Here is a 24915-nt window from a genome sequence, read left to right as displayed (position 1 = left end):
CCCCGCGCTGACCGCCGCCACCGCCGTACTGGCCGCCCCCGTACTGCCCGCCCCCGTACTGCCCCGGCGGGACCGGCCCGCCGCTGTAGGCCCCCGGTGGGACCGAGCCTGCGCCGTACTGACCGCCGCCGCCCGGGAGGTTGCCGTAGGGGTCGCCCGAACCCGGGCCGCCGCCGTACGGGTTGGGGCCCGACGGTGGCTGGTTCCAGGAGCCGTGGGCGTGGTGGGTGTGGGCGTGCGCGTGGCCGAAGGCGCGGCCGACGGCGGCGTCCGTCTCGTGGGCGAGGAGCCGGTGCACCAGGGCTCGGTCCTCCAGCTCGACCTCCGCGAGGGCCAGGCGGATGCCGTGCACGGCGTCGCGGCAGAGCCGCTCGGCCTCCGCGAGGGAGGTGCCGGTGGCGGCCAACGGGTTCCAGGCGCCCGTCTGCTGATCCTCGCTCAGGTCCTCGACGGCGTCGAGCAGATGGGCGAGGCGGCCGAAGTAGCGGCCGACCTCGCGCAGTGGAGCGCGATTGCCGGGGCGGCCCGCCAGTACGGCGGTGTGCTCCAGCGCCAGCGCGGTCGCCTCCTCGGTGGGGGCGGTGACCAGCAGCACCGAGGAGCCGAGACCGGCGGCGGCCTCCACCTCGACCTGCCGCTCCAGGCTGTCGAACAGCCCCGCGGCGTCGAAGCCGAGCGCCGTGCCTGCCGACTCGCTCTGGCGGCGCCAGCGCTCCGCGACCCCGCCCGCGGCGGCGGCGACCGGGCGCCGGGCGAAGACGCCGTCCTTGTCGTCCACGTGGTCGCGCATCTTCGCGGACGCGAGCGCCAGTGAGACCGCGGCGGCGAGCCGCGCGCCCTCGCCGCGCGCGACCGGCGCGGTCCGCAGGCCGCGCAGCGGACACGGGCCGGCCTTACGGCGGTCCTCCGGTCGGCTGACGGTCTGCGCCTCGACCAGGACGGAGACGATGAGCCCGTCGTAGTTGGTGGCCGTGCGGGCCAGTTGGCCGTGCCCGTCGCGGAGCGCGAGACAGAGGCCGCACAGATGGGCCATCCAGCTCTCCAGCAGCCGCTCGGACAGCCGATGCCGGCAAGGGCGAATGATTCCGAACACGCCCGGTCCTCCCCCGGTTCCCCCGAATCCCCCTGAACAACGGCGCCCACCGTATCGGTTGACGGGTGACCGTGCAGCAGCGCGGCCGGTCGCGGAGGCGCAGGTAGGCTGGCGGGAGAGAACAGGCGAACGTGGAGGCGAGTCCGTGCCCTACCTGACCGTGGCCGGACCGGGCGTCCACGAGATCGAGGTCAAGAAGTCCCGCTTCATCTGCCACCTCGCCCGGGTCGGGGACGAGGCGGAGGCGCAGGCGTTCGTCGCCGCGATCCGCAAGCAGTACTGGGACGCGCGGCACAACTGCACCGCCTTCGTCGTCGGCGACGATCCGCGCCGCGAACGTTCCAACGACGACGGGGAGCCGGCGGGGACCGCGGGCGCACCGATGCTGGAGGTGCTGCGCCGCCGCGGCCTCACCGACACCGTCGCGGTGGTGACCCGCTACTTCGGGGGCGTGCTGCTGGGCGCGGGCGGGCTGGTGCGCGCCTACGGCGGCGCGGTGGCCGAGGCCCTGGACGAGGTGGGGCTGGTCGAGCGCCGCCCGGTCGCGCTGCTGGCCGTCCACACGGACCACGTCCGGGCGGGTCGGCTGGAGAACGACCTGCGCGCGGCCGGATACGCCGTGCGGGACGTCGCCTACGAGGCGCACGGCGTGGTCGTGGAGGTCGGCGTGCCGGCGGAGGACGTGGCGGGGTTCGAGGCGTGGCTGGCCGAGTCGACCGCGGGTGAGGCGCTTCCCGAGCGTGTCGGGACGACGCTGATCGACGTCCCCTTCGGCTGAGATTCCTTCACCTGATTCCCCGTCGATGGACTCCCGGGGCGGGGACTCCAGGCCTAGGCTGATCCGGCGCAAGACCTTTCACTGCGTCAGCACCTCCGCCAACGGCGGGGGAGTCACGGAGAGCGAGGCGCCGATGCTGCCGCCACCCGAGGACGTCCTGCTGCTCCTGGCTCATCCCTTCGGGGACACCTGGACCACTCTCGCCGACTGGATGGAGCACGGGCCAGGACCGCGCCCGCTGCTGCGGCCGGTGAAGGCGCGCTCGCGGCTGACGGGCGAGGACCTGCCGCTGTCGGTCGTCCCGCTGCAGTACCGCAACGACGGTGCGGCGCGGCTGGCCATCGAGCGCGGGCAGCTGAAGGACCCCTGGGCGAAGTTGTAGGAACCCCACACAGACCGCCCTCTCGACTCGCTGCGATTCCGCGTCCCGCCGAGACCAATCACCGTGCCAGGGTTGGTTTGACCGCGCACGGACGGTTTCGGTCAACGATGATCTTCTCGTGCGCCTTCGACGAAAACGAGCACGAGGGGACAGGGGACAGTCTCATGGCACGAGAGCTGGTCGAGGTCGCGATCACGGGGTTGGGCGCCAGTACGCCGCTGGGCGGCGACGTCGCGTCGACGTGGGCGGCGATGCTCGCGGGCGAGTCGGGTGTGACGCTGATCGAGGACGAGTGGGCGCGCGAGCTGCCGGTGCGGATCGCGGCGCGGCTCGCCGTCGAGCCGACCGAGGTGCTGCCGCGCGTCGAGGCGCGCAAGCTCGACCGTTGCGAGCAGCTGGCGCTGGTGACGGCCCGTGAGGCGTGGGCGGACGCTGCGCGGCCCGAGGTCGCGCCGGAACGGCTGGCGGTCGTCATCGGCACCGGGACCGGCGGCGTCGGATCCCTGCTCGCGCAGGACGACGCGCTGGAGCGGCACGGCGCCCGCAAGGTCTCGCCGTACGTGGTCACGCAGATGATGGCGAACGGTCCGGCGGCCTGGGTCAGCATCGACCTGGGCGCGCGCGGCGGCGCGCGGACGCCGGTGAGCGCCTGCAGCTCCGGCGCCGAGGCCATCGCGATGGGCCTGGACCTGATCAGGCTCGGCCGCGCAGACGTGGTGGTCGCCGGCGGTACGGAGGCCTGCGTCGCGGCGCTGCCGATGGCGGGCTTCGCGCAGATGACCGCGCTGTCCAAGAGCGAGGACGACCCCGAGGCAGCCTCGCGGCCCTTCGACGCGGACCGGGACGGCTTCGTGCTCGGGGAGGGCGCGGCCCTCGTCGTGCTGGAGCGCGCGGACCTGGCGCGCGCCCGCGGGGCACGCGTGTACGCGCACGTCGCCGGGGCGGGGATCACCTCCAGCGCGCTGCACATCACCGCGTCCGACGCGGACGGGCAGGAGCGGGCGATCCGGCAGGCGCTGGCCGACGCGGAAGTGGACCCGCTGGACGTCGGCGTGGTGCACGCGCACGCCACCTCCACGCCCGCCGGTGACGTCGTCGAGGCCGCGGTGATCGCCGGGACGATCGGGCTGCACCCCGTCGTCACCGCGACCAAGTCGATGACCGGCCACCTGCTCGGCGCCTCCGGCGCGCTCGGCGCGCTGGTGACCGCGCTGGCGCTGCACGAGGGGCGGCTGCCGGCCGTGCGCAACCTGGAACACGTGGATCCGGAGGTCAAGCTCGACCTGGTCAGCGGCGCGCCACGGCGCGGCGAGTGGGGCGCGGGGCTGGCGAACTCGTACGGCTTCGGCGGTCACAACGTGAGCCTCGTGCTCACCAGGGTGTGAACTGCGCCACTAAGAGGACGGTTAACCTCCTGTTCACAAACGGGCAACAGCCGGGAAATTGCGTGCTGTGAACCTCCTGTCTCGAGCACAGGCCGTAACTCCTCAGTGCAGCGGAGCGACGCCGAGCGCCACAGCATCGCCCCCACCCACCCCGTGATTCACCGAGGAGCTGCGCCCGTGAGCTACAAGGCCGAGTACATCTGGATCGACGGCACCGAGCCGACGGCGGAGCTCCGCTCCAAGACCCGGATCCTCGCGGACGGCGCGGAGCTCCCGGTGTGGGGCTTCGACGGCTCCAGCACCAACCAGGCCGAGGGCCACGCCTCCGACCGCGTGCTCAAGCCGGTCTTCTCCTGCCCGGACCCGATCCGCGGTGGCGACAACGTGCTGGTGCTGTGCGAGGTCCTGAACATCGACGGCACCCCGCACGAGACCAACCACCGCGCCAAGCTGTCCGAGGTGGCCGAGACGTTCGCGGCGCAGGAGTCGATCTTCGGCATCGAGCAGGAGTACACCTTCCTGACCGAGGACGGCCGCCCGCTGGGCTTCCCCGAGGGCGGCTTCCCGGCCCCGCAGGGCCCGTACTACTGCGGCGTCGGCACCGGCAAGGTCGTCGGTCGCGAGATCGTCGAGAAGCACATGGACGCCTGCATCGAGGCCGGTCTGGCCATCTGCGGCATCAACGCCGAGGTCATGCCGGGCCAGTGGGAGTTCCAGATCGGCCCGGTCGGCCCGCTCGAGGTCTCCGACCACATGTGGGTCGCCCGCTGGCTGCTGCACCGCGTCGCCGAGGACTACGGCGTCGTCGTCTCCCTGGACGCCAAGCCGGCCAAGGGCGACTGGAACGGCGCGGGCGCGCACACCAACTTCTCCACCAAGGCCATGCGTGAGGGCTACGACGCCATCATCACCGCGTGCGAGGCGCTGGGCGCGTCGCAGGACATCGTGATGGAGCACGTCACCCAGTACGGCACAGGTGTCGAGGAGCGCCTCACCGGCAAGCACGAGACCGCCCCGTGGAACGAGTACAGCTACGGCGTCTCCAACCGCGGCGCCTCGGTCCGCATCCCGTGGCAGGTCGAGGTGGACAAGAAGGGCTACATCGAGGACCGTCGCCCGAACGCGAACGTCGACCCTTACGTGGTGACCCGCCTGCTGGTCAACACCTGCTGCTCCGCCCTGGAGAAGGCCGGCCAGGTCTGATCCGCCCCGCAGCTCCGCAGTAACCCGCGCGCCCTCCGGTTCCCGTACCGGAGGGCGCGCGGCGTCGTCACGTGGTACGCCAGGGGTGTGACCGATTCCGCCCATGGACCCAGGTGGGTGGCCCCGCTGCCCTGGGCTCTGATCGCGGCCAGTGTGACGCTGGAGCTGACGACGCCCGCGGCCTACTCGTACCTGTCGCTGCTCAGCGCGGCCACCCCGCTGGCGGCGCTGTACTACCGGACGCGCTGGGTGGTCGCGGTGGCGGCCACCGGGGCGCTGGGGATGATCGCGCTCCAGGTCGACCAGGGTCGGGCCTACAGCTCCCACTTCCTGGTGGACTTCGCCGCGAACGCGCTGATCGCCGGCGTGGCGATCTTCTTCACCGTGGCCGCGAGCCGTTCGAGCCGGCGGCTCGAACGGGTGCAGGCGCTGGCGGAGGCCGCCCAGCGGGCCCTCCTGCGGCCGCTGCCGCGCCGCGTCGGGCCGGTCGCCCTGGCGGGCTTCTACCGCGCGGCGGACGAGGAGGCGCTGGTCGGCGGCGATCTGTACGGCGTGCGGCAGTCGAGGTGGGGGACCCGCATGATCCTCGGGGACGTGCGGGGCAAGGGCAACGGCGCGGTCGCCACGGTCGCCACCGCGCTCGCCACCTTCCGTGAGGCCGCGGCCGTCCAGGCGACCCTGGCGGGGGTCGCGGAGCGGATCGAGACCGCCCTCGCGCTGGACTCGGCCGACTCCCACGACGAGGAGCTGTTCGTGACGGCGGTGCTGATGGAGTTCCCGGCGGACGAGCCGGTGGTCCGGGTGCTCAACCGGGGTCACCCACCGGTGCTGCTGCTCGGGCCGGAGGACATCCGGCCGCTGGAGGTGCCGTTCGCGCTGCCGCTGGGCCTGGCCTCGATGCTCGGCGGGCTCCCACAGGGCGAGGTGACCCACCGCCTCGCCGAGGGCGACCTGCTCGTCGCCTACTCCGACGGCATCACCGAGGCCCGTGACGGCCAGGACGACTTCTACCCGCTCACCGGCCGCCTCGGTACCGCCTTCACCGGCCGCTCCGCCGAAGCCCGCAGCCCGGGCCGCGTCGCGGAGTTCATCGAACACGACGTCTCCACCTGGGCCGAGAGTCTCAAGGACGACGCCGTGGTCGTCGTTCTTGAGCGGATGCGCTGAGCCGGGCCCGGCGCCGTGGTCGAGGGGCGGATCCGGGGCCATGGCGTGTGAACGGTGTGGCTGGCAGAGTGGCGGGCGTGCCGGAACAACGTGTGCGGATCGGGCTGCTCGGGGCGGCCGCCATCGCGCCCAGCGCGCTGATCGGGCCCGCGCGGGTGACACCGCGGGTGGAGGTGGTCGCCGTCGCGGCGCGGGAGCGTGCGCGGGCGGAGGCGTTCGCGCGCAAGCACGCGGTACCCGTGGTGCACGACGGGTACGAGGCGGTGCTGGCCGATCCGGACGTGGACGCCGTGTACATCCCGCTGCCCAACGGCCTGCACGCGGAGTGGACGCTGAAGGCGCTGGACGCCGGAAAGCACGTGCTGTGCGAGAAGCCGTTCACGGCGAACCGGGCCGAGGCCGAGCAGGTGGCCGAGGCCGCGGAGGCGGCGTACGCGCGGGACGGGCTGGTCGTGATGGAGGCGTTCCACTACCGCCATCACGCGCTGGCGGCGCGCATGCGGGAGATCGTCGCCGGTGGCGAGCTCGGCGCGCTGCGCCGGGTCGAGGCCGAACTGAGCTTCCCGCTGCCGAAGTTCAGCGACATCCGGTACAACTACGCGCTGGCGGGCGGCGCCACGATGGATGCCGGCTGCTACGCCGTCCACGTGGCCCGACTGCTGGGCGGGAATCCTCGGGTGACCTCGGCGCGGCTGCTGACGCTGCGTCGGGACCCGCGGATCGACCGTGCGATGAGCGCCGAACTCGTCTTCCCCGGTGGGGCGACGGGTCAGGTGCGCGCCTCGCTCTGGTCCCGCCGGGTGCTGGCGGTCCGGGTGCGCGCCGTCGGCGACGCCGGCGAGCTGCGGGTGACCAACTTCGTCGCGCCGCAGGTGTACCACACGCTCACGGTGCGCCCGAGTGGTGGCGGTCCGGTCCGCCGCGAGTCGGTGCCGCGGCAGCCGGGCAGCTACACCGCCCAGCTCGGGGCCTTCGCCGCCGCCGTGCTCGACGGAGCGGAGGTGCTCACCTCGGCGCGGGACGCGGTGGTCACCATGGGTGTGCTGGACGACATCTACCGCGTGGGCGGCCTGCCGCTGCGCGGACTTCGCTGAAGACAGCACCAGGGGAGCAACGGCGGCTCCGCTTTCAACCTCTGAAGGCATGTCAACTCACGGGAGGCATCACCGTCGCAAGTCTTGACGGGAACATGCGGGCGCGACGATAGTTTCGACCGGTCTAAACCAGTCGCGCCTCCCGCCCCCTGGAGTGCCCCTTGCTGTCACGACGCGCCTTCCTCGCCGCCGGCGGTACCGCCGCCGCGGCCGCGCTCACCGCCCCCGCCTGGCTCCCCGGCCTCGCCGCCACCGCGTCCGCCGCCGCCTCGCTGCCGGTCACGCTGCAGAACAACTCCGGCTCGACCGCCCCCGTCTACGCCTACATCTCCGGTGCCGACAGCACCGGTTGGCCCGGTTTCGTCGCCGCCGACGGCTTCTTCCAGCGTCTGTCCAACCCCTCAGCCCCGGTCACGCCCGTCCCCGACCACGCCATCGCCCTGGGCGGTTCCGGCACCTCGACCACGGTGACGCTCAGCGACTACGTCATCGGCGGCCGGGTGTGGTTCTCGGTCGGCCAGAAGATCCAGTTCTTCGTGAACCCGGGCACCGTCCCCGGCCTCGTCCAGCCCGGCTTCACCAGCTCGGACCCCAACTGGCTGACCGACTGGACCTTCTGCGAGTTCACCTGGAACAGCACCAACCTCTACGCCAACATCAGCTACGTCGATCTGGTGGCGTCGCCCGTCTCCATGCAGACGACCGGCAGTTCGGGCACCCAGTCGGTCAGCCCGCTGCCCGCAGGCGCGCTGGCCTCCATCGCCTCCGGGCTCGTCGCGCAGCACGCGAGCGACGGAGCGCCGTGGGACACGCTGGTGGCCACCGACAGCTCCGGCGCGGTGCTGCGGGTGATGTCGCCCGTGCACTCCACCACCGACTTCGGCGGCTACTGGGACCCCTACCTCGACCAGGTCTGGAGCCGCTTCGCCGGAACGCCGCTGACGGTGGACACCCAGTCGTCCGGCGTCTTCAGCGGCACCGTCTCCGGTGGGGTGCTGACCTTCTCGGGGCTCAACGACGACGGCGTCGCGTTCACCCGGCCGAGTGCGAGCGACATCTTCAGCTGCAACAGCGGGCCGCTGTACAACTCCGGCGGCGACGCGCGCGGCGCGGTCGCGGCGAGGCTCGGGGCGGCGCTGAACCGCAGCACCCTGCTGCTGGCGGGCGGCGAGAACCAGCCCGGCGGCGTGACCTCCGCCCAGTACTACACGAACGCCGTCACCAACCACTACGCCCGGCTGGTCCACCAGTACGCCAACGTCGGCTACGCCTTCCCCTACGACGACGTCGGCCCCACCGGCAGCGCGCCCGTCGACGGACACCTGCAGGACTACGCGCCGACCTCGTGGACCATCTCGCTCGGCAGCGGCGTCACCGGCGCGGGCGGCGGAGGAGGCGGTGGCGGCACGACGGTGAGCGCCTACTCCACGATCCAGGCCGCGAGTTACTCGGCGCAGAGCGGGACCGGTACCGAGTCCTGCGCGGACACCGGCGGCGGCCTCGACGTCGGCTGGATCTCCTCGGGCGACTGGCTGAAGTACGGACGCGTCGACTTCGGCTCCGCCTCCCCGGTCCAGGTGCTGGCCCGGCTCGCCTCCGGCGCGGCGGCCGGGGTCAGCGGCGCCGTCCAGTTCCGGCTCGACAGCACCACCGGCCCGCTGCTCGCGGCGATCGACATCGCCAACACCGGTGGCTGGCAGAGCTGGGAGACGGTGCCGATGAACCTCGGCGGCACGGCCACCGGCGTACACGACCTCTTCGTCACCTTCAGCAGCGGCAGCACGAGCGACTTCGTCAACGTGCACTGGTTCAGCTTCTCGGCGACCTGAACCAGGACATGACGCCGGGTCAGTCCGGGATCCGGTCCAGCACCTTCGTGAGCGAGTCCGGACGCTCCTCGACCGGGCGGTGGGCGACGTGCAGGAACGCACAGCCGAGCGCCGTCGCACCGCCGTCCGCGTCGGCGTCGTCGCCCACCATCAGCACGTCCGCCGGGTCGAGCCCGAGGGCGTCGCAGGCGGCGCGGAACAGCCGCGGGTCGGGCTTCTGCACGCCGTGCTCGAAGGAGAGGACGTAGGCGTCGACCAGCTGCCCGACGCCGTGGTGGTCGAAGACGGGACGCAGGTCCCAACCGATGTTGCTGACCACGGCGACGGGGACGCCGCGTCGCCGCAGCTGTGTGAGGACGGCCTCGGTGTCCGGGTAGGGACGCCAGGACTCGGGGAGGCGGTGGCGGTCGTAGAGCACGTCCGCCAGCCGCGGATCCGGCAGGTCGGCGAGCGCCGCGAGGCCGGTGTACGCGGCCCGATGCCGAACGGCGTCCAGGTCGCGCTCGGCCCAGAGCCGCCGCAGGGCCTCCGGCAGCTCACGCGGGTTCGGACCGCCGGGCAGCGCCCCGGCGTCCGCCAGCCGCCCCGCGAGCGCGGCGGCCTCCGCCTCGGGCAGCTCCAGTCCCAGCGAGGCGAGCGCGCCGTCCAGCCACGGCCGGGTGTCGGTGATGCGGAACAGCGTGCCGGAGAAGTCGAAGAGGATGCCCTTGGTCATGCGCCCATCCTGTCGCGTGACCGGTCCGGGCGCCCACTCCGGCGCTGCCGACCCGTGGGAAATGCGCGTGCCGCGGGCGGCGGGGGCCGCGTAGGGTGGCGCGGACCGCAGGCCACGGGGGAGGGACGAGTGAGGTGGACGCCGCGTTCTCGGGGCCGTTCGAAGCCCATCTGACGGTGCGCTGCGAGGACCCGGCGGGGCTGGCGCGGCTGGACGCGTGGTCGGCGCGCGCCGGGCTGAAGGTCACCCACATCGTGCTCGCGCGCGGCCGGACGCCCTCCCAGCCGATGCTGACGCTGCGCGGCCACGGCCGGCTCGTCGAGCAACTCGGCGAGACCCGAAGGATCGTGGACGCCCTGACCGCGGACGGCTTCGCGGTGCGGCGGGTCAAGCTGGAGGTGCCGCCCTGGGCGGCGGGCGTGCCCGTCGACGACGACGCGCGGGCCGGCAGACTGGCGGACGCCGGGCTCTACTTCGAGCACCACGTCTGCCTGCTGCTGCCACCTGACACCGATCTGGAGGAGCTGGCCCGGCTGGTGACACCACATCGGGCACATGTCTCCTGGAACACAAGGAAGCTGGGCGGCGACGGCCTGGAGCGGCGCTTCGTCACCCAGCGCTGCGAGCGGGTCGGCCGGGAGACCGCCGGGGCGCGCCTGGGCCGGCTGCTGGCCTCGCTGCGCCGGGCCGGCCACCGGTGGCAGGGCGTGGAGCGTGAGTTCGTCGTCCACGACAGCGACACGTCGATCGACGACGGCTGGATCGACCCCTTGCCGGAGGAGTCGCGGGACGCGTGGCAGCAGGAGGGGGTTCGCACATGACCGGGGACGTCGAGGACCGTGACCCGTGGAGCCGGTGGCCGGCCGATGCCGGGCTGCCGCACACGCCGCTCGCGGACCAGGTGCGCGCGGAGCGCATGCTGCCGGTGACCCTGCGGCCGATCGAGGACGCGCGGGTCCGGCAGTACGGCCGGTTCGAACCGGCGTTGAAGCACTACGGCAACGCCTTCCGGGCCGGGGAGCCGGTGTTCGCGGACGAGGGCCTGGCCCACGCCTGGACGCAGGCGCGCCGCGCCGCACTGGACCTGGTGCTGGCCGCGATCGCCTCCTCCGCGTGGGCCGACTCGCTGGTGCTGCGCGGCAGCGTGCTGCTGCGCGCCTGGTGCGGCGAGGCGGCGCGGGAGCCCGGCGACCTGGACTTCGTGGTGGTTCCGCAGTCGTGGGACATCGGCCACCCGGCCACCTCGGCCATGCTGACCGGCATCGCCCACGCGGCCCAGCAGACCGCCGACCGCGCTGGCGGCCCGGTGCGCTTCGACGCGTCCGGCGCCGTCAGCGACGAGATCTGGACCTACGACCGGGTCCCGGGCCGGCGCCTGGTGCTGCCGTGGACGGCGGGCGAGCTGCCGGGCGGTGTGGTGCAGCTGGACTTCGTCTTCGACGAGGAGCTGCCGGAGCCGCCGGCCGCCACGCACCTCGCCGCCCTCGCGGCGTCCTCGGGGACGGCGGGCGCCCGGCTGCTCGCGGTGTCGCCCGGTCTGTCGCTGGCGTGGAAGCTGAAGTGGCTGGTCACCGACGCGTACCCGCAGGGCAAGGACCTCTATGACGCGATGCTGCTGGCCGAGTACGGCCCCATCCCGTACGAGCTCGTCGGCGCCGCCTTCACGACCGCGGACCTGACCGAGGTGTGGACGCCGCCGCGGCCCGGCGACCTCGACCAGCTCGCCGAGCAGGTCGACTGGGAGCCGTTCGTCGCGGACCACCCGGCGCTGCCGACCGACCTCGACGAGGTGATCGGACGTCTGCGGCGGGCCCTGGCGCCCATGTTCCGCGGCCTGCCCGCCCGGGGCGAGCCCGAACACCCGCTGTACGTCGCCTGCCTGGTCCGCCGCCTGCGGGCCGAGCGCGCCGCCTTCGCCGCCGACCCGGACCTGCCGGCGCTCCTCGGCCGTCTCGCGGACCAGGGGCTCTCCGTGGCGGTGGCCGTCGTCTTCATCCGCGAACTCCTCGGCCCGGACCGCTGCGACGTGCCGACCGCCCGCGAGCTGCTGCTCGCCCACCCCGCGTGGGCCGAGCGCTGGGACCGGGGCGCCACCAGGAGCTACGCGCAGGCCCGTCTCGACCGGCTCTGACACGGCCGCTGACGTGACGTCACACCTCGGGTGGTGGATTCGTGTGCCCGGTGGTGCGCGCCGTCTACCAGGAGGGCGGGCGAGCTGGTACACCGGTGCGCGGAAGGTTCGTGGTCGGTTGGGTTCGTTCGCGTTGTCCTTTGGGAGGGTGCACGATGGCCGAGGCCGTGGGACCGATGACTCGTCGTGGAGCGCTGCTGGCCGGGGCCGGTCTGGCCGCGGCGGCGGCCGGGCTGGGGGCGGCCGGGCCCGCGTCCGCGGCGCCGACCCGGGCGGAGCGGACGGGCGCGGCGCGCCTGACGTCGTGGCAGCAGGCGGCGGAGCGCGTGGTCTTCTCCTATCCGGGGGCCACCGTGCCGCGCGCCCTGCTGGACCTGATCGCCCGGGGCCTGTGCGGTGGCGTGATCCTCTTCGGGGACAACGTGGTGAGCCTCTCGCACGTCACCTCGGCCGTCGCCGAGATGGCCGCGGCGCGTCGGCGCAGCGGGCTGGGGACCCCGCTGCTGGTGATGACCGACCAGGAGGGCGGCGAGGTGCGGCGGCTGCCGGGTGGGCCGGCGCAGTCGGAGAAGCAGATCGGCGCGTCCGCCGACCCGTCGGCCGCCGCCGCGCGCGCGGGCCGCGAGGCCGGGCTGCTGCTGCGCCATGCCGGGGTGAACGTGAACCTGGCGCCGGTGCTGGACGTCTTCCGCACCCCGGGCGACTTCGACGACGAGTTCCAGCGCTCCTACAGCTCCGACCCGCGGGTCGCGGCGCGCTGCGGCAAGGCGTTCATCACCGCGCAGCAGGCGTGCGGGGTGGCGGCGACGGCCAAGCACTTCCCGGGCCTGGGCGCGGCCACGCAGAGCGAGAACACCGACCTGCGGCCGGTCGAGCTGAGCGTCTCCGCGTCCCAGCTGCACAGCGTCGACGAGTCGCCGTATCCGGCGGCGGTCGGCGCCGGGGTGCGGCTGGTCATGGTCTCCTGGGCGACCTACCCCCACCTGGATCCGCACCACCCCGCCGGGCTCTCCGAACGCATCGTCAAGGGCGAGCTGCGGGGCCGGCTCGGCTTCCGCGGTGTCACCGTCACCGACGCCATCAACGCCGGCGCACTGTCCAAGCTCGGCACGGCGGCGCACAACGCCGTAGCGGCCGCCGCCGCGGGGATGGACCTGGTCATCGAGGCGTCGCGCAGCGTGGCCGCGGGACAGGCCGTCGCCGAGGGGCTGGCGACGGCGCTGCGGGACCGCCGGCTGGACACCGGCGACTTCGGCGCCGCGCTCGGCCGGATCACGGCCCTGCGCCGCACCCTGGCCTGAACCGACCGGGCGGTGCGCCGACCGCGCACGGAGCGACTCGTCTACGATCGGGGCCATGCCTCTGGACATGGTCGACGTGGAGCGGTTCGAGGCCTTCAGGCCCCGCCTGGAGGCCGTCGCCTACCGCCTCCTCGGGTCCGCGAGCGAGGCCGAGGACGCGGCGCAGGAGACGTTCCTGCGCTGGCAGGCGGCCGACGTCCGGCGGATCGAGGTCCCCGAGGCGTGGTTGACCAAGGTCGTCACCAACCTGTGCCTGAACCAGCTCGGTTCGGCCCGCGCACGCCGCGAGACCTACGTGGGCCAGTGGCTCCCGGAGCCGCTGCTCGACGGGGACCCGATGCTGGGCCCGACCGACACCGTCGAGCAGCGCGAGTCCGTCTCCTACGCGGTCCTCACGCTGATGGAGCGGCTCTCCCCGGGCGAGCGGGCGGTCTACGTGCTGCGGGAGGCGTTCGACTACCCGCACCGGGAGATCGCCGAGATCCTCGACCTGTCCGAGAGCGCCAGCCAGCAGCTCTACCACCGCGCCAAGAAGCACATCGCGGAGGGCAGGGTCCGCGCCGAGATCGAGGAGGCCGCCGCCCGGCGGGTCGTCGAGGAATTCCTCGCGGCGGCCACCAGCGGCCGGACCGAGCCGTTGCTGCGGCTGCTCACCGAGGACGCCGGCGATCGGCGACGGCGGCGGCAAGATCCCCGCCCGGGCCAGGGCGGTCGAGGGCGCCGTCGCGGTGGCGAAGTTCATGCGCGGTCTGTTCACGACCGGGCCCGCCAAGCGGGCCCTGGTCGGCGGCACGGCCGAGCTCTACGCCACGGTCGCCAACGGCGGCCCCGCGGCCGTCGCGGTCGTGGCGGGCCGGGTGGTCGGCGTCATGTGCCTGGAGGTGACCGCGGAGGGCGTCGCGGTCTGCCGCAACCAGGTCAACCCCGACAAGCTGGAGCGCGCGACGGCGCAATGGGCGGCCTCCGACCACGGAGAGCCCCTGCTCAGCGCGTTCTGATCCGACTGTGACCTGGTTCACATCGCACCCCTGTCAGGAAACGGCGGGCTGCCCGGTTCAAAGGGCGACACCGTGAGAGACAGGAGCAGGGACATGCAGCACCGCGTGATCGTCCTCGGAGCCGGATACGCCGGAGCCAGCGCCGCCGGGCGCCTCGCCAAGCGGCTGCACCGCGAGGACGTCTCCATCACCCTCGTCAACGCCGAACCGGACTTCGTCGAGCGCGTCCGGATGCACCAGCTGGCGGTCGGTCAGGACCTGAACCCGCGGCCCTTCAGCGAGATGTTCGCGGGCACCGGCGTCGCACTCGCCCTCGGTGAGGTCGTCGGCGTCGACGTGGAGCGCAAGGCCGTCGCCGTCGTCGGCGCGAACGGCACCGAGGAGCTCGCCTACGACACCCTCGTCTACGCCCTCGGCAGCGGCTGGAACACCCGGGACGTCCCCGGCGTCGCCGAGCACGCCCACGAGGTCGCGAGCCGCGCCGGGGCGCTGCGGCTGCGTGAGCGCCTGGCCCGGCTGGACGCCGGAGCGGCCGTGCTGGTCGTCGGCGGCGGCCTCACCGGTCTGGAGGCCGCGACCGAGATCGCCGAGGCCCGCCCGGACCTCGACGTCGCGCTCGCCGCCCGCGGCGGCCTGGGGGACTGGCTCGGACCCAAGGGCCGGGCACACCTGCGGAAGGTCGTCGATCGGCTCGGCGTGACCGTGCACGAGGACACCGCCGTCACCGGCGTCACGGCGGACGGCGTCACCACCGCGGACGGCCGCACCCTCGCGGCCGCCGTCACCGTGTGGACCACGGGCTTCGCGGTCCACCCGATCGCCGCCGCCACCGCCCTGGAGGTCGGCGGGACCGGGCAGATCATCGTCGACGCGACGATGCGCTCGGTCTCCCACCCGGACGTGTACGCCGTCGGCGACGCGGCCCTGGCCGACGGGCCTGGAGACAAGCCGCTGCGGATGTCGTGCGCCTCGGGCGTACCCACCGCGTGGCAGGCGGCCGACGCGATCGCGGCGCGCCTGACCGGCGGCAAGCTGCCCAAGGTGCCGATCCGCTACTTCAACCAGTGCGTCTCGCTGGGCCGCAGGGAGGGCGTGATCCAGTACGTCACCGCGGACGACCGGGCCGTCCCGGCGGCCCTGACCGGCCGGATCGCCGCCGTCTACAAGGAGCTGGTCTGCAAGGCGGCGGCCTGGGGCGTCGCCCACCCGACGCTCGGCATGCCGGCCCGGCGCCGCCGCGTCGTGCGCGGGCAGACCCCGGCGGCCACCCGCGCCGAGGCGACGGCCTGAGGGGCCGCCACCAAGACAGGCTTTAGGCTCCGGTGCCGTCCGCGGCAGCGGCGGCCGCGGGGGCCGGTTCGGTGAGGGGCGTCTGCAGCGGGAAGTGGCAGGCCGCCGTGTGGTGCGGGCCGAACGCGCGCAGGGCGGGCGTCTCCTCGGCGCAACGCTCCTGCGCCAGCGGGCAGCGGGTGCGGAAGCGGCAGCCCGAGGGCGGGTCGACGGGGCTCGGCAGTTCACCCGTGATGCCGGACCCGCGCTTGGCCCGCTCCAGCTCCGGGTCCGGCACCGGGACGGCCTCGAGCAGGCCGGCGGTGTAGGGGTGGGCGGCGCGCAGATGGATGTCGTCAGCGGTGCCCACCTCGACCATGCGACCCAGGTACATCACGCCGATCCGGTCGGCGAGGTAGCGCACCACCGCCAGGTCGTGCGAGATGACGACGTACGACAGGTCGTGGGCCGCCTGCAGACGGTTCATCAGGTTGAGCACCTGCGCGCGGACCGAGACGTCCAGCGCCGAGACCGGCTCGTCGGCGACGATCAGCTTGGGCGTGAGCGCGAGCGCGCGGGCCAGGCCGATGCGCTGGCGCTGGCCGCCGGAGAACTCGTGCGGGAACAGCTCGGCGCTGCGCGCGGGCAGGCCGACCTCGGCGAGCAGCTCGGCGACGCGGGCCTTCTGCTCGGTGGCCGTGCCGATGCCCTGGATCTGCAGCGGCTCGCGCAGGATGCTGCCGACCCGCATCCGGGGGTCGAGCGAGGAGAACGGGTCCTGGAACATCATCTGCAGGTCGCGCCGGTGCCGGCGCAGGTCGCGCCCGCGCAGCCGGCCGAGCTCGGCGCCGTCGAGGGTGACGCTGCCGCTGTCGGGCCGGTCCAGGCCGACCAGCACGCGGCCGAGGGTCGTCTTGCCGCAGCCCGACTCACCGACCAGCCCGAAGGTCTCGCCGGGTGCGAGGGAGAGCGAGACGCCCGAGAGCGCGTGGACGACGCGCCGCCCGCCGCGTCCGGTCCGTCCGCCCAGCCCCACCAGGCCGCCCCCGCGGACGGGGAACTCCCGGACCAGGTCGCGGGCTTCGAGCAGGGGCCGCTCGGCCACCGCCGGCGGCGCGGCGGCGGGACGCGGGGTGACCACGGTGGCGTCCGCCGGGAGCGGGCCGTCGGTCGGGTGCCAGCAGGCGAAGCGGTGGCCCTGCGGACCCTCCGGGCCGGTGAGCTCCGGCTCCTCCTCGCGGCACCGGTCGGTGGCGTACGCGCACCGGTCGGCGAAACGGCAACCGGCCGGCGGGGCGGTCAGGTCCGGCGGCATGCCCGGGATGGTCGGCAGCTGCCGCTCCGGATCCTGGTCGAGCCGCGGCACCGAGGCCAGCAGGCTCTGCGTGTACGGGTGGCGCATGCCACGGAAGAGCCGGTCCGTGCCGGTGCTCTCGGCGATGCGGCCCGCGTACATGACGTTGACGCGGTCGGTGTGGCCGGCGGTGACGCCCATGTCGTGGGTGATCAGGACGACGGCCATGTCGAGGCGGCTGCGCAGGTCCGCCAGCAGGGCGAGGATCTGCGCCTGGATGGTGACGTCCAGGGCCGTGGTCGGCTCGTCGGCGATCAGCACCCGGGGTTCGTTCGCGAGCGCCATGGCGATCAGCACGCGCTGGCGCAGACCGCCGGAGAGCTGGTGCGGGTAGTCGTCGAGGCGCTCGCGCGGGTGCGGCAGGCCGACCAGGCCGAGCACCTCGGTGGCCCGGTCCGCCGCCTCGGCGCGGGTGCAACCGCGGTGCAGCAGCACGGACTCGGCGACCTGGTGGCCGATGGTCTTGGTCGGGTCCAGCGAGGTCATCGGGTCCTGGAAGACCATCGCGATGTCGTTGCCGCGGATCCGGCGCAGCTCGCGCTCCGGCAGCCCGACCAGCTCCCGGCCGTCCAGCTTGACCGAGGAGCCGGCCAGCACCGAACCGCCCGGCGGCAGCAGGCCCATGACGGAGAGTCCGGTCATCGACTTGCCGCAGCCGGACTCGCCGACCAGGCCCAGGGTCTCGCCCGCCTCCAGGGTGAAGGACACGTCGTCCACGGCCCGCACGACGCCGCGGCGGGTCCGGATGTGGGTGGAGAGGTTCCTGACCTCGAGAAGCGGTGGCATGCGGGGTGTCCTCGGTCGTTGGTTCACGGGTTCGGCGACCGCGAGTCCAGGGCGTCGTGGACCGCGTCGCCGATCAGGTTGAACGCCACCACGGTGACGATCAGGATCGCGGCGGCCGGGTACACCTGCCACCAGTAGCCGTCGTAGAGGGAGTTGAGGCCCGCGGAAAGCATGCTGCCCCAGTCGGCGTGCGGGGGCGGCAGTCCCAGCCCGAGGAAGCTGAGCGCCGACAGCGTCAGGATCGAGTCGGCGATCGTGAAGGTGCCGCTGACGATGATCACCCCGGCGGCGTTGGGCACCAGGTGGCGCAGCACGATGCGTCGTCCGGTGCCGCCCATCATCCGCGCCGCCTGGACGAACTCCCGGGTGCGCAGGGTCAGCACCTCGCCGCGGACCAGGCGCGCGGAACTGAGCCAGGACAGCGCGGAGAGCAGCAGCACGATGCCCCACAGCGTGGGGGTGAACATGCTGACCATCATCAGCAGCAGGACGATGCTGGGCACGGCGAGGAAGGTGTCGATGACGCGCATCATCACCGCGTCGACGACGCCGCCCACGAAGCCGGCCGCGGCGCCGTACAGCGTGCCGAAGACCGTCGTGGTCAGCGCGACCGCGAAGCCGAGCTCCAGTGAGGACTGACCACCCGTCATCAGCCGCCCCAGCACGTCGTACCCGGACGCGTCGGTGCCCAGCGGGTTCTCCCCGGAGGGGGAGAGGTCGGCGAGGTCCAGCCGCACCGTGATCTGGTCCGTCCGGTACAGCAGCGGGCCGAGAAAACAGAACAGCGCGACCACCACGACCAGCCCGAGCCCGACCAGCGCCCGCCGGTTGCGGAGGAACGCCTCGACCGTCAGCCGTCCGGATCCGCGCGGGGCGGCCGGGGCGTCGGGGCCGCGCACGGGTCCGGCGGCGGGCACGAGCGCGGCGTCGCCCACGGGGTCAAGCGTCGACATGGCGGATCCTGGGGTCGAGGAGGCTGTAGGCGATGTCCGCGAACAGGCTGCCGAGCACGGTGGCCACCCCGACCACGAGGGTCGACCCGAGCATGATCGGGTAGTCCTTGCTGGTCGCGGCCTGGAAGAAGAGCAGGCCCATGCCGGGGTAGTTGAAGACGGACTCGGCGATGACCGCACCGGCCACGATGGACGGAGCGGACAGGCCGAGCACGGTGATCACGGGCAGCAGCGAGTTCCGCAGCACGTGCCGGCTCAGCACCAGCCGCTCGGGCAGGCCCTTGGCGCGGGCGACGCGGACATAGTCCTGGGCCAGGGTGGTCAACGCGGAGGAGCGCATGTACCGGCTCAAGCCGGCCAGGCTGCCGAGCGTGAGGGTGACCACCGGCAGGACCAGGGCCCGCGGGTCGGCGAGGATCCCGCCGACGGTCTCCGCCTGCGGCGCCTGCGAGGGCAGCAGGTGCAGCTGCACCGAGAAGATCGCCACCAGGACCAGGGCGAAGAAGAAGTCCGGCATCGAGTACAGCACGAAGGACACGACGGTGAAGACGTGGTCCGCGACCCTGCCCCGGCGCACCGCCTGGAAGATCCCCATCGGGACCGCCACCGCGAGCGCCAGCAGCGTGGACAGGCCCAGCAGCAGCCCGTCCCGTGGCAGCCGCTGCACGATCAGCGTCGACACCGGCTGCTGCTGCGAGTACGAGATGCCGAAGTTGCCCTGGGCCGCCTGCTGCACGTAGGTCCAGAACTGCGCCGCCAACGGCCGGTCCAGGCCGTTGGCCGCGTTGAAGATCGCGATGCGCTCGGCGGTGGCCCTGGTGCCCAGCGTCGCGCGGGCCGCGCTGCCGGGCACCAGGTGGATCATCACGAACGTCAGCACCATGACGCCGAGCACCACCACGATCGCCTGGCCGATCCGGCGGATCAGGAAGGCGGTCATCGCTCGCCGCTCACGAGGTGTAGCCCCAGTCCTCGAAGTCGTTGCCGGCGGAGAACGGGTTGAGCGGGACGACGCCCTGCAGCTTGGTCCGGTAGACCAGGATGCCCTCGCGCAACGGGAGCCACAGCCACGGGAGTTGCTGGGCCGCGTAGTCCTCGTACTCGGTGAACGCCTGCGCCGAGGAGCCGTACTCGGTGGCCTTGATCAGCTGGTCCATCTTCGGGTCCGAGTAGCCGCCGGAGTTGCCGTTGCCGCCGGTGTCGAAGTATCCGGTGCCGTTGGGGTAGAGCGAGTACGGCTCGTAGCCGAACTCGGCCAGCTGCCAGCCGCAGCCGGAGGCCGGGTGGGACGAGGCGGTGCAGGTGCCGACCTCACTGATCAGCGTGTTGAACGGCTCCGACTTGAGGTTGACGGTGATGCCCGCCTGCGCCTCGGAGGACTTGATGGCGGCGTTCTGCACGTCCGTCGTGGTCCGGCCGGAGGAGTAGGCCAGGGTGAAGGTCAGCGCCTGGCCGGCGGTGATGCCGTCGCCGCACTGCGTGGGCCCGGTGCCGGGGTTCGCGCAGGTGGTCGCGCCGTTCGGCACGACCTTCCAGCCGTGTGCCTGCAGCAGCGCCGTCGCCTTGCCCGGGTCGTACGGGTAGGGCCCGCCCGACTTCTCCAGCGGCGAGGCCCACGCCGCGGAGGCCTTGACCGGCACCGGCCCGTTGCCCGGGTCGGCGTAGCCGTTGTAGACCTTGGCGACGATCTGGTTGCGGTCGATCAGGTACTCCATCGCCTGCCGCACGTACAACTGCCGCAGCAGCGCGCCCACCTGGGCGTTGTACAGGTTGGGCTGGATCTCGGCGACGCCCGGGATGGGCACGCTCGCGATCGAGTAGCCGCTGGACTCCAGGGCCTGCGCCTGCTTGATGTCGTTCAGCGGCAGCGACGCGACGTCGAGGGAGCTGCCCGAGCGCAGCGCGTTGATCTCGGGGGTGTCCGTGGTGAAGGGCGACTGGATGACCTTGTCCAGGGCCGGCTTGGTGCCCGAGTACGCGGCGTTGCGCAGGTAGCTGTAGTACCCGTTGCTGCGGAACTCCGAGAGCTTCCACGGCCCGTCGACCACCTGCCAGAGCGGGTTGGTGGCGAACTCGGTGGTCTTGGCGCCCTCCTGCTGCAGGAACGCGTACACCGCCTTGGAGCCCGAGGCGGTGGTGTCGTAGTCGCCGACCGCGCCGGTGGCGGAGGTCTTGTCCCAGGCGTGCTGCGGCAGCAGCGGGATGGTGCTGAGCACGTCGTCGGTGTAGAAGTCCGGGTTGTACGCCTGGGTGAGGTCGAGCACCACGGTGTGGGTGTCCGGCGTGGAGACCTGGGCGACGTCCTCGGGGAAGAGCCCGACGAGGTGGGCGTTCCAGTTCGAGGCGTTCGTCTTCAGCAGGTTGTAGACGAAGGTGAAGTCCCGGCTGGTGATCGGTGTGCCGTCGGACCAGTTCCAGCTCTTGAGGGTGATCGTCAGGCGTTTGTCGCCGTTGGACCAGGCCAGGTTGCTGAAGAGGCTGCGGTCCTTGTTCACCACCGACTGGCCGCCGTCGCCCGCGTAGACCAGGTAGGGCCACAGGGGCTGGGTGAGGTTGACGTTGTAGCCGTTCTGGTTGGTCGCCGGGGCCAGCGGGAAGATGAAGTCGGGCTGGGCGCCCACCTCCGCGACGGTGGCGGTGCCTCCCTGCTTGACCGGCAGCTTCTTGGCGGCGGCGCTCTCGCCGTTGCCGATCGCCCCGCTGCCGCTGCCGCCGCTGGAGCAACCGGCGACGGCCACCGCCAGCGCCGCGGCCGCAGCCGCGACTCTCAGTCCCTGCCCCACACGCATCTGTCCTCGACTCCCCGGGTTCGCATTCGTCGGTATCCGCACCAAATCGGATGTTGGGCATGCCCATGCCACCACTGGGCGTGGATGTACCCTCCGGATGCATGGTTCACGCACACCGCCGATCTTCGCCAGACCCGTGACGTGACTTTCGTGAACTCGCCACACGCGCGAAACAAGTGACGGGAGTGAAGCAGGTGACTTACTGATATCCGGAGGCCGCGTTTCGGATGGGAGTGCGGTCTTGCTGCGCCGTAGCCGCGCCGTTACGTTGCTGACGCAGTTTCAGCCGTGGAACTCCTGGGGGCGTCGTGGGGGATCGGTCGGGCGAACAGGCCACCGCAGCGGGGGGCAACGGTCTGAGTAGGCGTCAGGTGCTGTACGGGGGCGGGCTGGCCGCCGCGATGGTCGCCCTGGAGGGCCTGCAGCGCCAGGCGAGCGTGCCCGTCCGGGCGGCCGGGGGCGCGCACGGGGCCAAGCCCGGGGACGTGCAGTTCGATATCGCCGCTTTCGTGCCGCCGGCCCGGACCGTGGAGGGCGTCGAGGTCCAGTTCGGCCCCGTGCACACGGTGTTCGCGACCGCGCGGCTGCTGCGCACACCCACCCTCGCCGACCAGCGGCTGCTGCGCGACGCGCTCGGCACCGTCGAGCACCGCTACGCCTTCAGCCCCGCCGGGGTGTTCATCTTCCTCGCCTACGGGCTGCCCTACTTCCGGCGGCTGCCGGGCGGCCTGGACGGACCGCTCGTCGCCGCCCACCTGCCCCGGCTCGCACAGGACCGCAGCCGCTACGTCCTGGAGGAGGCCGTCCCCGGGCCGACCGACGTCGCGCCCGGCAACCCGGGCGTGACGAAGCAGCGGTTCGACGTGCCGGTGGCGATCGAGGACAACGACCTGCTCTTCACCTTCCGCAGCGACCAGGCGGGCAACATCCACGACGTGCTCGGCTGGCTCGGCGGCAGCGGGCGACTGGCCGGCAAGCCGGAGCCCTCGCCCGCGCTCGCCGGGCTGCTGGAGTTCACCTCCAGCCGGGCCATGTTCCAGCAGCGCGGCCTGCCGCGGAAGGTCGCGGACGCCAACGGGCTCCGCTACGCGTTCATGGTGAACCCGGACTCGCCGATGTGGATGGGCTTCGCCGACCAGCAGGTCGCCGCCAGTGCCCCGGCCCGGCGGGTCACCTTCGGCGGCGCCGAGCCCGCGACGGCCGCGGCCGGGGACTACTTCGACAACGGCGCGATCCAGCACCTGTCCCACGTCATCATGGACCTGCAGCAGTTCTACGACGTCGACGACCAGGGCAGGCCCGGCGACGACGCGGAGTACGCCGAGCGCGTGCAGTACATGTTCCGCTCCACCCCGCCCCCCGCCACCGGCTACAGCGACCAGTACAAGGACGGCGGCGGCCCCGCGTTCCTGCCCAACACCTTCCAGGGCACCGACGACGCGCAGCGCGGCGCGCGCGGCCTGGGCACGCCCGAGGGCGAGCACCGGCTCGGGCACATCTCCACCCTGCAGCGTTCCTCGCGCGACCGCGCCGGCCGCCCGCTGCACCTGCGCATGGACGGCCCCGGCTTCGACGCGATGGACGTGCCGGACGGCAGCGTGCAACCCAAGCTGCAGTTCACCGTGTTCGTGCCGAGCGCGGACTTCTTCACCACCATGCGCCGGAGCCAGGCCTCGCTCGACCTGGCCCGCGCCAACAACGTCCCGGCGAGCGACAACGGGCTCGAGCGGTTCCTCACCGCGACCAGGCGGCAGAACTTCCTCGTGCCACCGCGCAGGCACCGGGCGTTCCCGCTGATCGAGCGGGCCTGAACGCTGTAGCGTGCGGCGCATGACCGCTGACACCCCGACAAGCGACGTTCCGTACCCCGAGGCCCCCTTCCCCGCCGCCCAGTTCTTCGACGCGCCCGACGGCCGGCGGCTGGCCTGGCGCGAGCTGGGCGAGGGGCGGCCGGTGGTGCTGCTCCACGGGTACATCGCCGACGCCGAGTCGTGGTTCCAGGAGGGCGGGCGCGCCGGGCTCGCTCCGGCGCTGGCGCGGGGCGGACACCGGGTGATCATGCCGGACTTCCGCGGGCACGGCAGCAGCGCCAAGCCGCACGAGGCGGACGCCTACCCCTCGGACGTCCTCACCGACGACGCGCTGGCGCTCGTCGAGCACCTGAAGCTGGACGACTACGACCTCGGCGGCTACTCGCTCGGCGCGCGGATCGCGGTGCGGATGCTCGTGCGCGGGGCGACGCCGCGCCGGATCGTGGTCGGCGGCCAAGGGCTGCGCGAGCTGCTGGGCACCGGCGGCGGCGCCGGCGACCGGATGCGCCGGATCTTCGAGGGTGCGGGCACCTTCGCGCCGGGCACCCGGGAGGCGCGCGCGGAGGAGTACCTCCGCTCCCGAGGCGCCGACCCCGTCGCACTGCTGCGAGTGCTGGACTCGATCGCGACCACCCCGCAGGAGCTCGTCGCCCGCCTGACGACACCGATGCTCGTCGTGGTCGGGCGTGACGACGAGCGGACGGAATCGGCGCGGGAGCTGACCGCGCTGCTGCCGACGGCGCGCCTGGCGGAGGTGCCCGGCGACCACGGGACCGCCGCGGTCGCTCCGGAGCTGGCGCAGGCCTTCGTCGACTTCCTGGGCTGAGGGCCGCCGCCGTCCGTCCGGCAGGTGGGCCGTGATTGACCCCGGTCGGGGCGGCTGCTGGAATGGAGAGATGCTCCGCATGACGACGCCCCTGGTGATCAGGGCCCACATCGACTTCGGTCGGGTGTGGTCCGCCGCGTGTCGCTGACCGCGCGCCCGTAGCCCAGGCCCCGTCCGTCCCCTGACCGGAGTTCTCCCATGTCCGACCGCACCCCCGGGGCGCAGGTCCGCGTCGATCCGCGCGGGCCGCGTTTCGCCGCCGTCCTCACCACGCTCGTCCTCGTCGTGGCCCTCGTCACCGGCAGCGGCTGGCTGCTCGCGGCGCAGGCCGTGGTCTTCGCCCTCGGCGCGGCCCTCGGGCTGCGCTTCTCGCCCTACGGCTGGCTCTACCGCCGCCTGGTCCGGCCCCGGCTCGGACCGCCGCAGGAGCTGGAGGACGAGCGCCCACCGCGCTTCGCCCAGGCCGTCGGCTTCGTCTTCGCCGCCGTCGGCGCGGTCGGCTACCTCTCCGGCGCGACCTGGCTCGGCGTCGCCGCGGGCGCGCTGGCGCTGGCGGCCGCCTTCCTGAACGCCGCGTTCGGCTACTGCCTCGGCTGCGAGATGTACCTCTTCCTCGTCCGCGGCCGGGCGCGTCTCGGGCAGGCCTCGCGATGACGGGCACCGGACTGGTCGTCGTCGCCGTCGTGCTCGTCGCCGCGAGCGCGTTCGGGCTGGTCCGGGCCCGTCGCGACGGCAAGCTGCGCACCGGACGCCGGGACGCGGGCCTGCGGCTCTCCTCCGGCGAGCTGGGCGAGTCGCTCGGCGACCGCGCCACGCTCGTCCAGTTCTCCACGTCCCTCTGCGCCACCTGCCCCGGCACCCGCCGGCTCCTCTCCGACGTCGCCGCCGGCACGCCCGGCGTGCGCCACGTCGAGATCGACGCCGAGGAGCGCCTCGACCTGGTCCGCCGCGCCGAGGTGATGCGCACCCCCACCGTCCTCGTCCTCGACCACACCGGCCACGTCGTCCGCCGCGCCTCCGGCCCCCCGACCCGCGCCGAGGTCGTTTCGGC

21 protein-coding genes and 1 pseudogene are annotated in these 24915 nt (G+C 73.2%); 16 read left to right on the top strand and 6 right to left on the bottom strand.

Features of this window, described 5'->3' with window-relative positions:
- Window positions 1-1093 (bottom strand): DUF5685 family protein (locus DN069_RS27355; RefSeq protein ID WP_207892275.1); only part of this gene is annotated, 1093 nt, incomplete at its 3' end.
- A 145-nt stretch (window positions 1094-1238) separates the two neighbouring features.
- Between DN069_RS27355 and DN069_RS27350 the strand changes: the two genes are divergently transcribed.
- The 7 genes from DN069_RS27350 (at window position 1239) to DN069_RS27320 (ending at window position 8931) form a co-directional block, all read left to right on the top strand.
- Window positions 1239-1871 (top strand): YigZ family protein, encoded by a 633-nt coding sequence (locus DN069_RS27350; RefSeq protein ID WP_243639794.1) that lies wholly within the window; start codon window positions 1239-1241, stop codon window positions 1869-1871.
- A 133-nt stretch (window positions 1872-2004) separates the two neighbouring features.
- Window positions 2005-2253: a hypothetical protein gene (locus tag DN069_RS27345; protein WP_111505342.1), complete on the top strand. Its 249-nt coding sequence runs from the start codon at window positions 2005-2007 to the stop codon at window positions 2251-2253.
- Between the two features lie 164 nt (window positions 2254-2417).
- A complete protein-coding gene (locus DN069_RS27340) occupies window positions 2418-3638 on the top strand; it encodes a beta-ketoacyl-[acyl-carrier-protein] synthase family protein (protein WP_111505350.1) in 1221 nt (406 codons plus the stop codon).
- Between the two features lie 177 nt (window positions 3639-3815).
- Window positions 3816-4841, top strand: coding sequence for a glutamine synthetase (gene glnII, locus DN069_RS27335; RefSeq protein ID WP_111505340.1), 1026 nt, complete (start codon window positions 3816-3818; stop codon window positions 4839-4841).
- Between the two features lie 117 nt (window positions 4842-4958).
- Window positions 4959-6008: a PP2C family protein-serine/threonine phosphatase gene (locus tag DN069_RS27330; protein WP_111505338.1), complete on the top strand. Its 1050-nt coding sequence runs from the start codon at window positions 4959-4961 to the stop codon at window positions 6006-6008.
- A gap of 77 nt (window positions 6009-6085) precedes the next feature.
- On the top strand, window positions 6086-7102 hold the full coding sequence (locus DN069_RS27325; RefSeq protein ID WP_243639793.1) for a Gfo/Idh/MocA family protein: 1017 nt from the start codon (window positions 6086-6088) through the stop codon (window positions 7100-7102).
- A 161-nt stretch (window positions 7103-7263) separates the two neighbouring features.
- On the top strand, window positions 7264-8931 hold the full coding sequence (locus tag DN069_RS27320) for a beta-1,3-glucanase family protein (RefSeq protein WP_111505334.1): 1668 nt from the start codon (window positions 7264-7266) through the stop codon (window positions 8929-8931).
- 19 nt (window positions 8932-8950) lie between these two features.
- On the opposite strand, the gene DN069_RS27315 is transcribed toward DN069_RS27320, so the two are convergent.
- On the bottom strand, window positions 8951-9646 hold the full coding sequence (locus tag DN069_RS27315; protein WP_111505332.1) for an HAD family hydrolase: 696 nt from the start codon (window positions 9644-9646) through the stop codon (window positions 8951-8953).
- 134 nt (window positions 9647-9780) lie between these two features.
- Between DN069_RS27315 and DN069_RS27310 the strand changes: the two genes are divergently transcribed.
- From DN069_RS27310 to DN069_RS27290, 5 genes and pseudogenes are all read left to right on the top strand, one after another.
- Window positions 9781-10467 (top strand): hypothetical protein, encoded by a 687-nt coding sequence (locus tag DN069_RS27310; RefSeq protein ID WP_165845653.1) that lies wholly within the window; start codon window positions 9781-9783, stop codon window positions 10465-10467.
- Window positions 10464-11777 carry a nucleotidyl transferase AbiEii/AbiGii toxin family protein gene (locus DN069_RS27305; protein WP_111505330.1) on the top strand — a complete coding sequence of 438 codons (1314 nt, stop codon included), beginning with the start codon at window positions 10464-10466 and terminating at the stop codon, window positions 11775-11777. The genes DN069_RS27310 and DN069_RS27305 overlap by 4 nt, the downstream gene beginning before the upstream one ends.
- Before the next feature lie 176 nt (window positions 11778-11953).
- A complete protein-coding gene (locus DN069_RS27300; RefSeq protein ID WP_243639790.1) occupies window positions 11954-13078 on the top strand; it encodes a glycoside hydrolase family 3 N-terminal domain-containing protein in 1125 nt (374 codons plus the stop codon).
- 55 nt (window positions 13079-13133) lie between these two features.
- Window positions 13134-14076: pseudogene (gene sigJ, locus DN069_RS27295) on the top strand (RNA polymerase sigma factor SigJ).
- A gap of 93 nt (window positions 14077-14169) precedes the next feature.
- Entirely contained in the window at window positions 14170-15366 is a 1197-nt protein-coding gene (locus DN069_RS27290) for an NAD(P)/FAD-dependent oxidoreductase (RefSeq protein WP_111505326.1), read from the top strand.
- Between the two features lie 22 nt (window positions 15367-15388).
- Here the strand turns inward: DN069_RS27290 and DN069_RS27285 are convergent, their stop codons facing one another.
- Genes DN069_RS27285 through DN069_RS27270 form a run of 4 tightly spaced genes read right to left on the bottom strand, consistent with a single transcriptional unit; the run spans window position 15389 to window position 21227 of the window.
- Window positions 15389-17485 (bottom strand): dipeptide ABC transporter ATP-binding protein, encoded by a 2097-nt coding sequence (locus DN069_RS27285; RefSeq protein ID WP_111505324.1) that lies wholly within the window; start codon window positions 17483-17485, stop codon window positions 15389-15391.
- Between the two features lie 23 nt (window positions 17486-17508).
- On the bottom strand, window positions 17509-18438 hold the full coding sequence (locus DN069_RS27280) for an ABC transporter permease (RefSeq protein ID WP_111505322.1): 930 nt from the start codon (window positions 18436-18438) through the stop codon (window positions 17509-17511).
- Complete coding sequence (locus DN069_RS27275; RefSeq protein ID WP_111505320.1) at window positions 18425-19378, bottom strand: ABC transporter permease; 954 nt, start codon at window positions 19376-19378, stop codon at window positions 18425-18427. The genes DN069_RS27280 and DN069_RS27275 overlap by 14 nt, the downstream gene beginning before the upstream one ends.
- A gap of 10 nt (window positions 19379-19388) precedes the next feature.
- On the bottom strand, window positions 19389-21227 hold the full coding sequence (locus DN069_RS27270) for an ABC transporter substrate-binding protein (protein ID WP_111505318.1): 1839 nt from the start codon (window positions 21225-21227) through the stop codon (window positions 19389-19391).
- Between the two features lie 371 nt (window positions 21228-21598).
- On the opposite strand from DN069_RS27270, the gene DN069_RS27265 reads away from it, so the two are divergent.
- From DN069_RS27265 to DN069_RS27250, 4 genes are all read left to right on the top strand, one after another.
- Window positions 21599-23038 (top strand): DUF7405 family protein, encoded by a 1440-nt coding sequence (locus DN069_RS27265; protein ID WP_207892274.1) that lies wholly within the window; start codon window positions 21599-21601, stop codon window positions 23036-23038.
- A 19-nt stretch (window positions 23039-23057) separates the two neighbouring features.
- Window positions 23058-23864 carry an alpha/beta fold hydrolase gene (locus tag DN069_RS27260; protein ID WP_111505316.1) on the top strand — a complete coding sequence of 269 codons (807 nt, stop codon included), beginning with the start codon at window positions 23058-23060 and terminating at the stop codon, window positions 23862-23864.
- Window positions 23865-24062: 198 nt separating this feature from the next.
- Complete coding sequence (locus DN069_RS27255; RefSeq protein WP_111505314.1) at window positions 24063-24518, top strand: DUF4395 domain-containing protein; 456 nt, start codon at window positions 24063-24065, stop codon at window positions 24516-24518.
- Window positions 24515-24915 (top strand): TlpA family protein disulfide reductase (locus DN069_RS27250; RefSeq protein WP_111505312.1); only part of this gene is annotated, 401 nt, incomplete at its 3' end. The genes DN069_RS27255 and DN069_RS27250, both read left to right, overlap by 4 nt.

The sequence above is a fragment of the Streptacidiphilus pinicola genome (assembly GCF_003258295.1).
GTDB lineage: Bacteria > Actinomycetota > Actinomycetes > Streptomycetales > Streptomycetaceae > Streptacidiphilus > Streptacidiphilus pinicola.
Note: the sequence above shows the minus strand (reverse complement) of the source record. Positions and strands in the feature narration are given on the sequence as shown.

What these genes read in the sequence shown, in the direction of transcription:
- DN069_RS27345 (WP_111505342.1), top strand. Translation starts at nt 2,005, where the DNA reads ATGCTGCCGCCACCCGAGGACGTCCTGCTGCTCCTGGCTCATCCCTTC.
- DN069_RS27340 (WP_111505350.1), top strand. Translation starts at nt 2,418, where the DNA reads ATGGCACGAGAGCTGGTCGAGGTCGCGATCACGGGGTTGGGCGCCAGT.
- DN069_RS27315 (WP_111505332.1), bottom strand. Translation starts at nt 9,646, where the DNA reads ATGACCAAGGGCATCCTCTTCGACTTCTCCGGCACGCTGTTCCGCATC.
- DN069_RS27305 (WP_111505330.1), top strand. Translation starts at nt 10,464, where the DNA reads ATGACCGGGGACGTCGAGGACCGTGACCCGTGGAGCCGGTGGCCGGCC.
- DN069_RS27300 (WP_243639790.1), top strand. Translation starts at nt 11,954, where the DNA reads ATGACTCGTCGTGGAGCGCTGCTGGCCGGGGCCGGTCTGGCCGCGGCG.
- DN069_RS27290 (WP_111505326.1), top strand. Translation starts at nt 14,170, where the DNA reads ATGCAGCACCGCGTGATCGTCCTCGGAGCCGGATACGCCGGAGCCAGC.
- DN069_RS27285 (WP_111505324.1), bottom strand. Translation starts at nt 17,485, where the DNA reads ATGCCACCGCTTCTCGAGGTCAGGAACCTCTCCACCCACATCCGGACC.
- DN069_RS27280 (WP_111505322.1), bottom strand. Translation starts at nt 18,438, where the DNA reads ATGTCGACGCTTGACCCCGTGGGCGACGCCGCGCTCGTGCCCGCCGCC.
- DN069_RS27275 (WP_111505320.1), bottom strand. Translation starts at nt 19,378, where the DNA reads ATGACCGCCTTCCTGATCCGCCGGATCGGCCAGGCGATCGTGGTGGTG.
- DN069_RS27270 (WP_111505318.1), bottom strand. Translation starts at nt 21,227, where the DNA reads ATGCGTGTGGGGCAGGGACTGAGAGTCGCGGCTGCGGCCGCGGCGCTG.
- DN069_RS27260 (WP_111505316.1), top strand. Translation starts at nt 23,058, where the DNA reads ATGACCGCTGACACCCCGACAAGCGACGTTCCGTACCCCGAGGCCCCC.
- DN069_RS27255 (WP_111505314.1), top strand. Translation starts at nt 24,063, where the DNA reads ATGTCCGACCGCACCCCCGGGGCGCAGGTCCGCGTCGATCCGCGCGGG.